Origin of the sequence: Anaerosporobacter sp. (genome assembly GCF_031551385.1) — a bacterium.
Lineage (GTDB): Bacteria > Bacillota > Clostridia > Lachnospirales > Lachnospiraceae > Anaerosporobacter.
On sequence record NZ_JAVBNS010000146.1, the window covers coordinates 19,756 to 35,740 of the forward strand.

9 protein-coding genes are annotated in these 15,985 nt (G+C 34.6%); 6 read left to right on the plus strand and 3 right to left on the minus strand.

From position 1 onward, the window contains the following. Window positions 1-69: 69 nt before the first annotated feature. From thrC to RMR19_RS12180, 4 genes are all read left to right on the plus strand, one after another. A complete protein-coding gene (gene thrC / locus RMR19_RS12165; RefSeq protein ID WP_310603758.1) occupies window positions 70-1,560 on the plus strand; it encodes a threonine synthase in 1,491 nt (496 codons plus the stop codon). A gap of 702 nt (window positions 1,561-2,262) precedes the next feature. Next, window positions 2,263-4,728, plus strand: coding sequence for a hypothetical protein (locus tag RMR19_RS12170; protein WP_310603759.1), 2,466 nt, complete (start codon window positions 2,263-2,265; stop codon window positions 4,726-4,728). Window positions 4,729-4,845: 117 nt separating this feature from the next. After that, on the plus strand, window positions 4,846-5,946 hold the full coding sequence (locus tag RMR19_RS12175) for a hypothetical protein (protein WP_310603760.1): 1,101 nt from the start codon (window positions 4,846-4,848) through the stop codon (window positions 5,944-5,946). Window positions 5,947-5,961: 15 nt separating this feature from the next. Next, window positions 5,962-6,678, plus strand: coding sequence for an O-antigen ligase family protein (locus RMR19_RS12180; RefSeq protein WP_310603761.1), 717 nt, complete (start codon window positions 5,962-5,964; stop codon window positions 6,676-6,678). A gap of 121 nt (window positions 6,679-6,799) precedes the next feature. On the opposite strand, the gene RMR19_RS12185 is transcribed toward RMR19_RS12180, so the two are convergent. The 3 genes from RMR19_RS12185 to RMR19_RS12195 form a co-directional block, all read right to left on the minus strand. Then, window positions 6,800-9,238, minus strand: a complete 2,439-nt coding sequence (locus RMR19_RS12185; protein ID WP_310603762.1) for a hypothetical protein — start codon at window positions 9,236-9,238, stop codon at window positions 6,800-6,802. A 402-nt stretch (window positions 9,239-9,640) separates the two neighbouring features. Next, a complete protein-coding gene (locus RMR19_RS12190; protein WP_310603763.1) occupies window positions 9,641-10,876 on the minus strand; it encodes a tyrosine-type recombinase/integrase in 1,236 nt (411 codons plus the stop codon). Window positions 10,877-11,089: 213 nt separating this feature from the next. Next, window positions 11,090-13,513: a hypothetical protein gene (locus RMR19_RS12195; protein ID WP_310603764.1), complete on the minus strand. Its 2,424-nt coding sequence runs from the start codon at window positions 13,511-13,513 to the stop codon at window positions 11,090-11,092. Window positions 13,514-13,724: 211 nt separating this feature from the next. Between RMR19_RS12195 and RMR19_RS12200 the strand changes: the two genes are divergently transcribed. Both RMR19_RS12200 and RMR19_RS12205 read left to right on the plus strand, forming a co-directional pair. After that, a complete protein-coding gene (locus tag RMR19_RS12200; RefSeq protein ID WP_310603765.1) occupies window positions 13,725-14,420 on the plus strand; it encodes an ABC transporter ATP-binding protein in 696 nt (231 codons plus the stop codon). Next, a complete protein-coding gene (locus tag RMR19_RS12205) occupies window positions 14,420-15,985 on the plus strand; it encodes a putative ABC exporter domain-containing protein (protein WP_310603766.1) in 1,566 nt (521 codons plus the stop codon). The genes RMR19_RS12200 and RMR19_RS12205 overlap by 1 nt, the downstream gene beginning before the upstream one ends.

Genomic DNA, 15,985 nt, shown 5'->3' on the forward strand with positions numbered 1-15,985 from the left:
TATAATGCAACTTGAGCATTATGAAACTATATATTTTTATAAATAAATTAAGAAAAGGAATGAGCGAAGATGAATCTCTTATACAAAAGTACAAGAAGTGAAGATGTAACAGTAACAGCATCACAGGCAATATTAAAGGGGCTAGCAGATGATGGAGGCTTATTTGTACCAACTTCTATACCAAAATTAACTATGTCACTTGATGAGTTAGCAAAACTTAATTACCAAGAAACTGCCTATGAAGTTATGCGATTATTCCTGACTGATTTTACAGATGATGAGTTAAAGAATTGCATTAACAAAGCATATGACTCAAAATTTGATACAGAAGAAATTGCTCCATTAGTAAAAGCTGACGGTGCATACTACTTAGAATTATTCCATGGTTCTACAATTGCGTTCAAAGATATGGCATTATCAATCTTACCACATCTTTTAACAACATCAGCAAAGAAGAACGAAGTAAAGAATGATATCGTAATCCTTACAGCTACATCAGGAGATACTGGTAAAGCAGCTTTAGCAGGTTTCGCAGATGTAGAAGGAACAAAGATTATTGTATTCTATCCTAAAGATGGAGTAAGTCCAATTCAAGAAAAACAAATGGTTACACAAAAGGGTGACAACACATATGTTGTTGGAATCAGCGGAAACTTTGATGATGCCCAAACTGGTGTAAAAGATATGTTTAATAATAAAGACCTTGCAAAAGTAATGGAAGATGCCGGATACCAATTCTCTTCAGCAAATTCAATTAATATCGGTCGTTTAGTACCACAAATCGTATACTATGTATATGCATATAGCCGTTTACTTGCAAACGAAGAAATTGCAAATGGCGAAAAGATGAATGTTGTAGTACCTACAGGTAACTTCGGAAATATCTTAGCAGCATACTATGCAAAGAACATGGGATTACCAATTGGAAAGCTAATCTGTGCTTCTAATGATAACAAAGTATTATATGATTTCTTCCAAACAGGAACATATGATAGAAACAGAGATTTCATCTTAACAACATCACCATCAATGGATATCCTAATCTCAAGTAACTTAGAGAGATTAATCTATAAAATAGCAGGAAGTGATGCTGCCAAAACAAAAGATCTTATGACTGCATTATCAAGTGCAGGTGTATATGACATTACAGATGATATGAAAGCAGAACTTGCAGATTTCATTGGTGGATATGCAGACGAAGCAAAAACAGCAGAAACAATTCGTGACTTATACGAAAAGACTGGTTATGTAATTGATACACATACAGCAGTTGCAGCAGCAGTATTCAAAGATTATGTAGCAACTAGCAAAGATGAAACAAAAGCAGTCATCGCATCAACAGCAAGCCCATACAAATTCACAAGAAGCGTAATGGAAGCGATTGATAAGAAATATGCTTCAATGACAGATTTTGAACTTGTGGATGAATTAAGTGAAATTGCAAAAGTAGAAGTACCAGAAGCAATTGAAGATATTAGAAGTGCTAAAGTTCTTCATGACATGGTTTGTGATTCAGATAAGATGCAAGCTACAGTTGAAGCAATCTTAAAGTTGAAATAATAAAATAATAGCAAGATGGTATATGGAATATACTGAAAGATATATCATTTATATAGAAGAAAGTGGCAAGGTGCAGAGTAGAGAATGTATCTTGCCACTTTTTTTATGCTGGATTCGATATGGGAAAATGGAATGTATTATAAAAAATACATAACAAAATGTAAATAGAGTTATTAGTAGCAACGGGGGTGGCATATAGCCGTAATGCTAGAGAAACTCTAGGGTTACGTAGATATATGACTATGTAGAGTGATAGAAATAAGGCAATTAGATATAGAATAGGACTGAAAATAATCTAGTTATGACAAAAGCGTGACATAATATTGACACAAACAAAGTGCATTATATAAGCATGTTAAGGATACAGCAAATCACATCTCGAACAGGAATGTTCACAAAGTGTCCTTGACCAAAATGTAATCTTTACATGAAACGAAGAGTCATGTTTCAAATATGCTTGATTGGCATATGTTGGAACATTGTACGGAATATGACAACTAGTAAATTTAATGGAAAATACTTGACCTTTGAATTGAATATTGTTATAATCATCTTGTTATTGGAAAGATTATATTTCATTCTGTTTTATAGATTGAGGGAACACTTACATATCCAAGTGGATGAATGTTATTTGCACCAATATCTGTGAAACGCGGAAAATATAATGCTTGACCCATGTATATCTAAGGAGGAAGAAATAATATGAAGAAGAATTTTGTTAAGAAAACGCTTGCATCTACACTTGCATTAGCAATGGTAGCTACAGCTATGCCAGCTGCTTTCACTACTGCATCAGCAGCAGCAGCTCCAGCATTAAACAAAACAGCAAAAACAATTTACATCAATGAGGAAAATCCAATTGGAAGTACTTATACTTTCACAGTAAAGAACAAAGTAGCTAAATCTACTTATGCTTGGTCATCATCAAACAAAGCAAAAGCTACTGTAACTTCTAAAGGTGTAGTTAAAGCTGCAAAAACAACTGGTAATGTTACAATCTCTTGTAAAATCACTTTACCAACTAAGAAAACTAAAACTTTAAAAGCTACTGTAACAGTTAAAGAAAATGCTACAGAAATCAAAGTTAAGAATGCTCCAGAAGCAGCAATCGGTATCGGTGCAGATGTTTACGATTTCGACAGTACATTCTCAACTGCTTCAGGTGCTAAAGCAACTGACTACAGAACTTGGGAAATTAAAGAAGGCGAAACAAACACTGCAGGTGCAACAATTAACTCTAAAAACGGTAAAGTAACTACTACTAAAGCTGGTAAATTCGAAGTTAGAGTAAGAGCATTCCAAAACAATGCTAGATTAGCTGCAAATGATACATTAGATACAGATTGGTTAACAGTTAATGTTGTTGCTTCTATAAAAGAAGTTAAACAATCAGCTACTTCTAAAATCAATGTAACATTTGATGATAACATGAAAGATACAGTTAAAGCTGCTGATTTCATCGTTACAAACAAAACAAACAACGTAGTATCAGCAGTTAAAGAACTTTCTTTCTCTGAAGATGGTAAAGTTGTTACTGTAGTATTATACGGAGCACTTAACGATGCTACAACTTATACATTAGCTTATGCTGGTACTGAAATCGAATTTGGTGCAACAATCGGCGAAGTTGATTCAATCGTTGTAGATACTACAACTGTTGAACCAGGAATTGCTACTCCAATCGCATACAGATTATTAAATGCTAACGGTGTAGATATTACAGATGTTAAAAAATCAGATGTAACAATTAAAGAAATTGAAAATAAAGATGGTTGGTTAGATGGTTCTAGCATCACAATCTTTAACAAAGATAGCAAAGCTACAGTTGAATTAACATACCATACATACAAATATGATTCAACTGGAAACGAAGAAGGCGCTAAAACTGTTACAGCAGTAATCGTTTGTGCTGAAAAACCAGTAGCTACAGTTGGTAACTATGATAAATATGTAATCACTAGTGATGCAAAAGTTGCAGACTGGAGTAAAGCTACTACTAACAACGTAATCTGTGTTGGTGAAGATAAAAACTTATTCGTATACGGAGTAGATTCAGCAAAAGTTCAAATTACTGGATTAACATTTGAATCTGGAAACGATGAAGTATTAATGGTAGATACTCAAGGTGAAGGCGCTAGATTAGTAGCTATTAAAGAAGGTTCTACAACTGTTCTTGTTAAAAAAGACGGAAAACTTCTTTGGAACTTACCAGTAGTAATTAAAGCTGCAAGAAAAGCTAATGCTATTTCTCTTGTATCAAATACTATTACAGTATCTAACTCAGCTACACTTGCTAACAAAACAGTAGAAATCAAAGTTAAAGATCAACATGGTGATGACTATGCAGTTAATGCAGATGTAGTTGATGTAAATCCAGCTAAAACAACATATGTTGGTGCACCTGTTGTATCAGTAGATGGTAATAAATTAGATATCAATGCTACAGCTGCAAAAGCAGGAGATTATCAATATATCGTTAACTTAAAAGCTGATTCAACTAAGAAAACAGTATTAACAGTAACAGTTAAAGATGTTCCTACTACAGGAAAATCATCTTACTCTATTCAATTATCTTCGAATACTGTAGATGCAGTTGTTAATGCTGATACAACAGTAGCTGGTAAGGCTGTAACAGTTAATGTTATTGAATCAATCGCTGGTATTCAAGCAAAATATCCAACAGCTAAAGTAACAATTACTGGTCAAGGATATGACAAAACATTTGATGTTGATGCTACAGCTACAAGCGCTTCATTCCAATTTATTACTGTAGATGAAGAAACTGGTATTGCAACTACAGCAACTACAGGTGCTTACAAAGTAACTGTATCTGTAAAAAATGAAGATGGTAAAGATACAGTAGTAGGAACTACTTCATTCAAAGTTGATAACTCACAAGTAGCTCCAACTGCAAAAGTTGAAAAGACTTCTACAGAAGCAACAACAATTGAAGATGCAATCAAAGATTGTGTAGTAATCAAAGATGCAGCTGGTAATGTAATTAGTGCTATCAATAGCGTTGACGTAGTTGAACTTAAAGGTGGAAACCAAGTTTATGTTAACTCAGTAAAAGTTTATGTTACATTTACTAACGCTGATGGTAAAGAAATTAAAGTAGAGCAAAAAGTATTAGTTAACAGAACTCTTACTTACAAACCTGCAAAATAATCTAAGTTTACTTAGGTGAGATATAGAGAAAGACCACTAAGTTAGTGGTCTTTCTTTTTAAGTATTAGGACTAAATTATAATGAATCTAATACAGACTATGCAAAGGAGATACTGCAATGTCATATAATTCGAACAAAACCTCGGATGCTGAACCGAGATATAAGAAGGCAAAAGCGAGTAAGAAGAACAATTTTCTTCTACCGCTTCTCTTTCTTGTGACGATTTTTCCATTGATTATACATCAGCATAATTATCAAAATGATATTACGAATTATCCATGGTATATATGGGAAGAGCTAAGCGCGGATTTCTTCTTGTACTGGAAAAGCGTTATCTTGATGGTAGTAGGTGCAATTATATTATTCATGGCGATATATCAACGAGTAAGTGCAAAGAAAAAAGAAAAAGCACCTATATGGCAATGGCTGTTACTTGCTTTTTGTGGACTTGTTGTGATATCTACATTGATGTCAGGGCATAAGGATATAGCGCTAAATGGAGGCTATGATCATTTTGAGCCAATGTGGGTTTGGTTAGTATATTGTTTACTTACTTATTATGCCTATATAATAATTACAAAAGAGGAAGATATACGTAGATTAGTTAAGTTTTCCTCAATAGGAATCGCTATTATAGTAGTGATTGGTGTGTTGCAAGCATTATCGCTTGATCCAGCCCGTACTACGCTTGGTAAGATGCTTATAACGAATCGTGAAATTTGGGACAACCTAGATAACTTTACGTTTACATTTGAAAAAAATCGTGTATATTCAACTTTGTTTAATCCTAACTATGTTGGTGTATATGTAACACTGTTTTTCCCAATTACATTAGGAGTAACATTATTTGCAAAAGAGAAGAAGCCACGTATTATAGCGGGTGTACTGTCTGTGTTATTGCTAATCTGCTTGTTTGGAGCGCAATCAAAGACAGGTTTACTTGTAGTTATTATTACGGTTGCTGTGCTATTACTATTCTTCAGAAAACGATTTATGAAGCATATGAAGATGTTTGTTGCGATAGGAGTTGTTGCTGTTATTGCCTTCTTTATCATTAATATGGCACAACATAATGCGTACTTGAATGCAATAAAGAATGCTTTTATAACAGAAGAGAGTCAAGCTGCATTGCAAGGTATAGAAACGACAGAGGAATATATTCGTATTGAATATAATAACAAGACAATTTTTCTTCAGTGTGAGTATGATTCGGAATGAAAACTGTTATGTCTTTTGAAAGATTCAGAAGGAAATATATATGGTACTTCTTTTGATGAAAGTTCAATGATTTTTACCATGGTTGATGAAGCATTTAATGGATTATCAGTAAAGCCATTTTTTGTTGATGAGAATGGAACGCTTGGTTGTGAATTAGTTATTGATAATGTGACACGTTATTTTAAAAGTGCAGATGGCGAAGCTGGCTATCTATATATTAATAAGTGGGGACGTTTATCAAATTGTATGATTTCTGAATCGTCTTTGTTTCAAAATCATGCGCGATTATTCACAGGTAGAGGATTTATATGGTCAAAGTCGATTCCTTTACTAAAAGATAATGTATTGATTGGTTGCGGTCCAAATACCTTCGTATATGAGTTCCCACAAGAGGATTACATTGGAAAAGAAAATTCGGGTTTTGAAAATCAAGTTATTACAAAACCACATAACTTATATCTTCAAATAGCGATTCAAACAGGCGTAGTGTCTTGTATCCTATTTATTGCGGTATTTATAATCTATGCAATCGATTGTATCAAATTGTACCGTAAATCGACGTTTGACAGCTATATGGAGCAAATGGGCGTGTTCTTGTTCATAGGAGTACTAGGGTATATGTTATCGGGAATTATCAACGATTCTTCTATTGCGGTGGCTCCCCTGTTTTGGATTGTACTAGGAACAGGATTTGCATGTAATAGAATAGTTAGAGGTATTAAAAAACAATAGGTTAAACTAGAATATCCCCCAAGTAAGAGAAGAAAGAACTCTTTACTTGGGGGATTTCTGTATATCTAATTATATCTAATCTTTAGTGTAGAATCATATTTATTACTTTTTAGGAGTTAAATTATTTAAGTGTAATAGTTCTTCCAACAGTTACAGTATGCTCGAAGCTGTTTTCACCGAAGTTTTCTTTTACAGTTACAGTTTTAACGTATACAGAAGAACCATTCTTTGTATAGCTAACATTAGTGATACCAACACTATCTGAAACTTTTAATTCTTTTCCAGTAGAACTCTTAACAGTAGCGATTTCTTGCATAGCTGCTAATACAGCGGCATCATCAATTTCACCTGTGTGAGAGTAAGTTGTCTTGTTAAGAGCTACAGTTGGAGCAACTTGAGAATCACTAACAACGATAGTTGTTTTAGCAAGAACTTTACCATCTTTTTCAGCGATAATTGTATAAGTTCCTTTTTCTAATTTAGTAATCTTTTTATCAGAAACAGTTACATATTCAAAGTCAAAAGCACCTTTTTTCGTATCAGAATAATTATTAGGTCCAGTAATAGTGAAGTCGGCATTTGTGTTTTCAATTGCAAGACCACTTGCATAACCAACTAATTTAACAGCTACAGATTTAGAAGCATCTGTGTCTCCGTCGATTGCAGTATCAACTGTGTTTTTAGCAACTTCTAATTTGTATGAGCTTACATCTGCTGAAGGTTTTTCTTTAACAACTACTGTTAATACAGCAACTTTAGTAGCATCGTTAGCAAGAGCAACCTTGTATTGGTAAGTACCAGGATCAGCAGCAGTAGCATCTACAGTAACGTTTGTACCTTCTAAATCAACAACTGGTTCTGTTGTCTTGTAAGTTGTAACAGCTACTGGTTTAGCGAAGTTACCTTCTACTTGGAAAGCATCTCCATGTTGGTCTTTGATTGAAACAGCAATGTTATCTTTAGCAATATCAGTACTAGTTACTAATGTAGTTGTATTCTTAGCTAATGAGATAGAATTTGCTTTTCTTTCTGCTTTGATTACTACAGGTAAAGTCCAAAGTACAGCACCTTTTGAATTCTTAACAACTACAACTGTTGAACCTTCTTTTACAGCGTATAGAGAAGCGTGGTCATCCTCAGTAGATACTAATAGAAGATTTTCGTTACCTGATTCAAATGTAAGTCCAGTTACATCTGCTTTAGTTGAGTCAACTGCTTTTAAGAATAAGTTCATGCCACTTTCGTTAACGCAGATTACGTTGCTGTTTGCTGTTGTTTTATCCCAATTAACAGAAGCCTTATCAGTGATTACATAATTCTTATATTCTCCAACTGTTGCAGAAGATTCTTCAACTGCAGTAATAACAGCTTCAGCAGATACCGCACCTTCTTCGTTACCAGCTACGTCATATTTGTAAGTATGGTAAGTGAATTTTAATTTTGCTTGACTACCTTTGTTGAAAATAGTAAGTGTTCCATCAGCTGAATTATACCAGCTATCTTTGCTATCAACTTCTTCAACTGTTACAGAAGATTTCTTAAGATCTGTAATATCTACGCCATTTGCATTCTTTAATACATATTCAACAGCAGTAGCTTTGTTTTCAACTACAGTAGCAGTTTTAACTTCGATAGATGCAACATCACCAATTGTTGTACCGAATTCATAGTCTTTTTCGCCGTATGTTAATACATAAGTAGCGCTATCTGCGTATGAAGCGTAAGTTTCAATAGTAACAACCTTACCATCATCTGAGAACGTGATGCCTTTTACAGAAGAAACAACATTTGTAGTTTTGTTCTTGATTGCAAAGTTTTCAGCTTTAACGATATCTTTCATATTATCATCAAAAGTTACAGCAACCTTAGTTGTAGAAGTTTGTGCAACAGATTGTAATGAAGAAGCAACATTAACTGTTAACCATTCTGATACTCTTGTATTACCAGCTGCTAATTCTGCTTTGTTTTGGTAAGCTACAACTCTAACTTTGAATGAACCAGCTTTTGTAGTAGTTACTTTACCATTTGTTTTGTGAATTGTTGCACCAGCAGTGTTGCTAGCTTCGTCAATTTCCCACATTCTGTAGTCTGTTGCTTTCGCACCTGAAGCTGTTGAGAATGAACTATCAAAATCGTAAGCTTCTGCACCAATACCAATTGTAGTAGTTGGAACATTTTTAATCCAAACTTTATCAGAATTTTCTTTTACTGTTACAGTAGCTTTTAAAGTTTTTGTTTTCTTAGTTGGTAATGTGATTTTACAAGTAATTGTTGCTGTACCAGTTTTTGTAGCTGCTTTTGTAAGACCTTGTGCATTTACAGTAGCAATCGCTTTGTTTGAAGTTGTCCAAGCGTATTTAGAGCCAGACACTTTGTTTTTGATATTAAAGTCGTATGAACTTCCAAGAGCATTTTCATTGATATAGATTGTCTTAGCTGTTTTGTTCAATGCAGGGGCTGCTGCTGCAGATGCAGTAGTGAAAGCTGCTGGCATTGCTGTAGCTACCATAGCTAGTGCAAGTGTAGATGCAAGTGTTGTTTTTACAAAATTCTTTTTCATATTTTTTCTTCCTCCTGAAATTCGATTAAGTAACATTGTGTATTAGTATTATGTTTGTTACTTAAATTCGTTTACATGGTAACTTCAATGTTTGCTACTACGATAACAAGTTGCTTTTTACAAATTGGTGTCAAAACTGGTTGGGCTTTGAATTGCATTGATGTGAATAATCTGAATGAATGCACAATTTAAAGCGTTTGTTGGAGATTGCTTGCTATAATTGGTAGGTAGCGAAACATTATGAAATATAATCTTTCATAATGTCTAGATCAGGAGTTAAGAATCCCTTATAGGATAAGGGATAGCAAGAGTGGTAAATTTGATTAAAACAAGGTGATTACACCAGTTTTACACCACTTGCATAGGAAACACATAGAATTTTAATTATATTACGGTATTATATTATTGAAATAGATGATATAGTTTTTCCATTTCACGTACTTTGATATCTTGCGTGACATGAGTATATAGATTCATAGTTAAATTAATGTTACTGTGTCCTAATAGTTCTTGTACCGTTTTCGGAGCAAGGCCATTCTCAAAGGCTCTTGTAGCGAAAGAGTGTCTAAGAGTATGAGGTGTAATCTTCTCAAAAGGAATAGGGTCTCTATTCTCGTATAAGGCTTGCTGATGTTCAATTCGATTGATTTTCTCTGTAACGGTATTCAGGCATTTTACGATATATACCTCTTGAATTGGCGTACCATTTTTCGTTGTAAAGACTAAGTTATCCATATTCGGTAGCGGTGTCCAGAAAGGACCTCTTGCTGTACGCAGTACATGTTGATATTTCTTATGGTCTTTTAATAAAAGAGCAAGAGAGGGTATCAATGGAACAATGCGTTTACTAGAATGGCTCTTTGGTGTCTGTACTTGAAAACAGTAATGTCCAGTTTGACGGTTTTTCATATACAAAAGTGTGCGAGTAATGGAGATTGTTGAAGTATTGAAATCAATATCTTCCCAAGTAAGACCAAGGAGTTCACCGATACGAAGTCCAGTTCCAAGTGCAACTTTAAGTAATGATTCATAGTAATTACCACATATATTTTCTAAAAAAATCGCTTGTTCCCTAGCGGATAATACACGAGGTTCTTTCTTGTCTTCTCGTGGAATCTCTGCACCAATACACGGGTTTTTGAGTAAAATATCATTCTTAAGTGCAAGCTTGAAGATATTGAATAGAACGGAGTGGACAATCTGAATGGTTCCAACACTTAGACCGTTTTTTTGCAAATCGTTATAGAGTTTTTGAATGTGAATTGTACGGATATCTTTGAGTCTTCGATTGCCAAGAGAATTCGCAATATAGCGTTCATAGCTAGTAGTGTAAAGTAAGATTGTAGAGTTCTTAACAACAACACTTTTGTATTCTTCTAGCCAAGTCTGATACCAGTTCTCAAGCGTGACTTGTCCTCCAGTACAATAATATCCGTGTTCAGCCTCATATTTGGCATCTGCCAGACGTTTCTTTAATGTTCGTAGATTCTTGTCGTAAAGCGTATATCGTTTGCCATTACAAGTAAATCGACCTTGGTAACGACCATCTTTCCTCATTGTAATTCCAGAGGGAAGTTTTGGTTTTAAAGCAGAAGCGAAAAGTTCATCAGACTGTAGCTGTATACATTCTTCAGACATATTTTATTACCTCCAAATTGTTAGATTAATCGTAGATGTAATGTAGTATGCCCAATTCTGTGAAATCTTATAGAAAGTATAGTGTAACCATATCATGAATTGCATGAAAATTCAATGTTTGATGACACCAAAAGTGACACCAAAAAATCCCTCGGTCAGAATTGTCATTGACTGAGGGATTTTTTGTGTTATTAAATAAAATAAGTTACATTACTATTTGATTGTAATTGTTCTTGCAACAGCTACAGAGTGCATTAAAGAGCTTCCGTTAAAGTTTTCTTCTACAGTTACAGACTTAATATATACAGAAGAACCGTTTGGAGTGTATTCAACATCAGTAATTGATAATGTTTTTCCTGTATTGCTCTTAACAGTAGAAATCTCTTTGATAGCTGCTAATACAGCGGCTTTATCAATTGTACCAGTATAAGAGTAAGTTGTTTTATTAAGAATTACAGTTGGTGCAATTTGAGAGTCGGATACAAGGATAACTTTCTTATCGACAACTTTGCCGTCTTTCTCAGCAGTGATTGTATAAGTACCTCTATCTAATTTGGTAATTGTATTACCAGAAATAGTTACATATTCGAAATCAAATGCAGAAGTATAAGTTCTGCTATAACTATTTGGTCCAGTTACGGTGAAAGTAGCAACTGCGTTTTCAACTGCAAGGCCATTTGCATAACCAAGTAATTTAACAGAAATAGATTTTGCAGCAGTAGTATCTTCGTCTACAACAGCATCAACGGTGTTTGCTGCGACATCTAGTTTATAAGCGCTTACAGCAGTAGTAGGTTTTGCCACAACAACTACGCTTAATACAGTGGCTACCGTACTATTTGATAAAGCAATCTTATATTGGTAAGTACCAGGATCAGCATATTTAGCATCTACAATAATGTTGGAACCATCAGAGTAAAGAGTTGGTTCTGTTGTTTTGTAAGTGCCAAGAGCTGTAATATCAACAAAGTTACTTGATGATTTGATTGCGTTGTCATATTGGTCTTGAACGGTAAAGGCAATCGTATCTTGGGAAATATCGGTGTTAGTTACTAATTGAGTTGAAGTTTTCGCTAAGGTAATACGAGTAGCAGTTCTTTGTGATTTAATAACTACAGGTAGAGACCAAAGTGTAGTGCCTTTTGCATTTTTAACAATTACATAAGTGGAACCTTCTTTGATAGCATACAAGGAAGCGTGGTCACCATCAGTAGATGCAAGTAGGATGCTATCATTACCAGATTCGAAAGTAAGACCTGTCAAAGCAGTGTTCGTAGAATCAACAGCTTTAAGGAATAAATTCATGCTTTCGCCAACGCAGATTATGTTGCTAGTTGTGGTTACTTTATCCCAATTTACAGAAGTTTGGTCTGTGATTACATATCTATCATAGTTACCAACTGTTGCAGCAGATTCTTCAACAGCAGTGATAACAGCTGTTACAGATAAAGCACCTATTTCTTGAGCAGATGAGTTATATTGGTAAGTATGGTAAGTGAATTTTAACGTTGCTTGTGTTCCTTTGTTGAAGATAGTAAGTGTTCCATCAGCAGGATTGTACCAACTGTTGTTGCTTTCAACTTCTTCGATTGTTACTGAAGATTTCTTAATATCTGTAATGTCTACGCCGTTTGCATTTTTTAATACATATTCAATTACGGTAGCTTTGTTTTCAATTACTTGAACAGTTTTTACTTCGATAGTCGCAACTTCACCAACAGTTGTAGTGAAATCAGTGTCTTTTCCATCGTAAGATAACACATAAGTATAGCCATCTACATAAGCAGAGTAAGTTTCAACAGTAACAGTTTTTCCGTCATCTGAGAATGCAACTGTATTAACTGGATATACTAGGTTCGTAGTTTTATTTCTAATGCCTATGTTTTCTTTTTTTAGAACATCCTTCATATTAGCATCAAAAGTTAAATCAATTTTAGTAGTACTAGTTTGTCTGATGTTTAATAAAGAAGATACAACATTAACTGTTAACCAGTCAGATACTGTTGTTTGTGAATCGCCTTGCGCTAATTTTGTTTTGTTTTGGAAAGCAACAACACGAACTTTGAAAGAACCAGGTTTTGTAGTAGTTACTTTACCGTTTGAGCTATTGATTGTTGCGCCAGCAGTATTCGTTGCTTCATCGATTTGCCAAGTTCTAGAGTCGGTTGCTTTTGCACCAGAAGCTGTTGAGAATGAGCTATTAAAGTCATAAGAATCTACGCCAATACCAATTGCTGCTGTAGTAGGATTACTAATCCAAACTTTATTCGCATTTTCCTTCACTGTTACAGTTGCTTTTAATGTTTTTGTTTTCTTTGTTGGTAAAGTGATTTTACAAGAGATTGTAACATTACCAGTTGTAGTTGCTGCTGTAACAACACCTTTAGAAGTTACAGTAGCTTTCGCTTTATTAGATGATGACCAAGCATAAGTAGATTTTGCTACTTGGTTGTTTACTTTGAATGTATAAGAATTTCCTAATTCATTGTCCTTGTTGATGTAAATTGTTTTAGCAGTTTTGTTTAATGCAGGTGATGCTGCAGCAGATGCAGTAGTGAATGCTGCAGGCATTGCAGTTGCTACCATCGCTAATGCAAGTGTAGATGCAAGTGTTTTCTTAACAAAATTCTTTTTCATATCTTTTCTTCCTCCTAAAATTCAATTACGTAACGTCATATATCAATAATATCTTGGTTACTTCAATGTTCTACATCATTATAACAAGTTATAATTAGTAATTGGTGTCAAAATTGGTACAGTTTGGATTTATTTTAATCTTAATTTAAAGACTTCATACAAATTTCTGTGTATAATAGAAAAGAATGAATGAGAGATAGAGGAGGAACTTATGTTAACAATTAATCAATTATCAAAGAAATTTGGAAAGTTACTTGCGGTAGATGAAGTTGATTTAACGATACCAGATGGAACGGTAGGGATTTTATTAGGACCAAATGGTGCGGGAAAATCTACCGTTATAAAGAGTATTGCAGGGTTGCTACGATATAGCGGTAAAATTATGATTCAAGATACGCCGGCATTGACAATTGAAGCGAAGAAAATATTTGCCTATGTTCCAGAACTACCAGTATTATATGAAAACTTAACGGTAAGAGAGCATATTACATTCATATGTAAGGCGTATGGAATGAAAGATAACGAGGAGTATATAGAGAGTCTATTGGAACGATTTGAGCTACATGATAAGCAGGATAAGCTAGGGAATGAATTATCAAAAGGAATGATGCAGAAAGTGAGTATCTGTTGTGCATTAGCAATTAGACCGAAAGTAATTCTGCTTGATGAACCAATGGTTGGACTCGATCCGAAAGCGATTAAAGAATTAAAAGAGGTAATACGCGAATTAAAGGAAGATGGTGTTACCGTCCTTATCAGTACACATATGCTAGAAATGGTTAAAGAACTGTGGGATATCATGTTTGTTATGAATAAAGGGAAAATTCTTGCTACATACACGAAGGAACAGGCAGAAAATCAGGATATAGAAGAATTATTCTTCCAAGTGACAGGTGGTGAAGAGTAATGGAGGCGATACGATACCTTTATAAAACAACATTTAAAAATCAAGTTAAGAAATCAGTGAAAAAACCTGTTACAGTCCTATATTGTATTCTTGTAATTGCATATTTTGTATGGATGTTTATTACCTTTCAAAACATGGTTGAAAAAACAGGAATTGGAATGACAGAAGGATTCGTTGCGATTGTGTCGATGTTTACGGTGTTTTTTATGCCGGTAAATCTGATAACATTTGCAAAGAGAAAAGGATTAGTCTTTAAGAAGAGTGATGTGCATCTTATGTTTGTAGCACCGATAGCGCCAAAGTCTGTGCTGGTATATGCTTATATTAGAAATCTTATCATGAGTTTTATCATAGGTTTAATTACAGTTCCGCTTGGAGTTATATGGTTTCATATACCGCTGTATAAGATGATTCTATACTTTTTAGTGAGTCAGGTTCTGGAGAATACATTAGAGATTAGTTTGATGATTATTCTGTATGGAAATGAGCGATTAAGTGAAAGAACGTTAGCGTGTTTGAGAAAAGGCTTATTATTATTTATAGCTGCAATTGTAGTAATTGCGATAGTGTTATTCGTGCAATATGATAAGAGTCTAGCGTTTGTGGAGCCATTTTTCGGTAGTGCTTATCTTCAATTTGTGCCAATTATTGGTTGGAGTATTGCGTGTTACCGCTTACTATTCCTAGGAGCAACGACGGTAAATGTAATCTGCACCTGCTTGTACATACTATCAGCAATTGTACTTTTGATTTGCGCTTACCGTATGAAATGTGTCGGTTTATTCTATGAAGATGCGATGAAATATGCGGACGATTATGAAGTGGCAAGAGAACGCAGTAAAAAGGGTGAAGTTGCGTTCGTTGGTGGTAAAAAGGCAAAATTGAAAGCATCAACGATTACCTATAAAGGAAATTATGGTAAAGCAATCTTTTATAGACAACTTCTTGAATATAAGAAAAAACGTTTCTTTATCTTTGGATTTTATAACTTGTTATGCCTTGGAATTGGTGTGTTGATTGCGTTCCTAGCAAAAGATGCAGAAGTTAGAGAGAAAGCACTGGTAATAACAGCGGGAGCAGGAGCATATTGTACCTTGATTTTCGCTGGCTCTTCTATGAAGTGGTTAAAGGAACTGGAGAATCCATATACCTATCTGATACCAGACTCTTCAATTAGGAAGTTATGGTATGCAACGTTGATGGAACATATTCGTTCGTTGGTGAATGGAGTGCTTATTGTGGCACCTGTTGCGATTGTTAGCCGTATGAATATAGGGGCAGTAGTTTTAAGTATCGTATGCTATGTATGCTTACAAGCGAATAAATTATATCTAAGCGTATTATGTGAAGCGTTGCTAGGCAATACCGTAGGGGCGATAGGAAAACAGTTGTTGCGCATGATAGGTTGGTGTGCATGTGCTGGGGCAGGGATCTGGGTGCTAATTTTCTTTAATCGTTATGTGACTATGGAAGTGGCATTCTTAGGAATGGTTTTGGTTGAGATTGTTATTACAGCGGTAATTGCGATAGGGGCATCGGTGTTGTTTCGGAAGATGGAGATGTAG

What these genes read in the sequence shown, in the direction of transcription:
- thrC (WP_310603758.1), top strand. Translation starts at nt 70, where the DNA reads ATGAATCTCTTATACAAAAGTACAAGAAGTGAAGATGTAACAGTAACA.
- RMR19_RS12170 (WP_310603759.1), top strand. Translation starts at nt 2,263, where the DNA reads ATGAAGAAGAATTTTGTTAAGAAAACGCTTGCATCTACACTTGCATTA.
- RMR19_RS12175 (WP_310603760.1), top strand. Translation starts at nt 4,846, where the DNA reads ATGTCATATAATTCGAACAAAACCTCGGATGCTGAACCGAGATATAAG.
- RMR19_RS12185 (WP_310603762.1), bottom strand. Translation starts at nt 9,238, where the DNA reads ATGAAAAAGAATTTTGTAAAAACAACACTTGCATCTACACTTGCACTA.
- RMR19_RS12190 (WP_310603763.1), bottom strand. Translation starts at nt 10,876, where the DNA reads ATGTCTGAAGAATGTATACAGCTACAGTCTGATGAACTTTTCGCTTCT.
- RMR19_RS12195 (WP_310603764.1), bottom strand. Translation starts at nt 13,513, where the DNA reads ATGAAAAAGAATTTTGTTAAGAAAACACTTGCATCTACACTTGCATTA.
- RMR19_RS12200 (WP_310603765.1), top strand. Translation starts at nt 13,725, where the DNA reads ATGTTAACAATTAATCAATTATCAAAGAAATTTGGAAAGTTACTTGCG.
- RMR19_RS12205 (WP_310603766.1), top strand. Translation starts at nt 14,420, where the DNA reads ATGGAGGCGATACGATACCTTTATAAAACAACATTTAAAAATCAAGTT.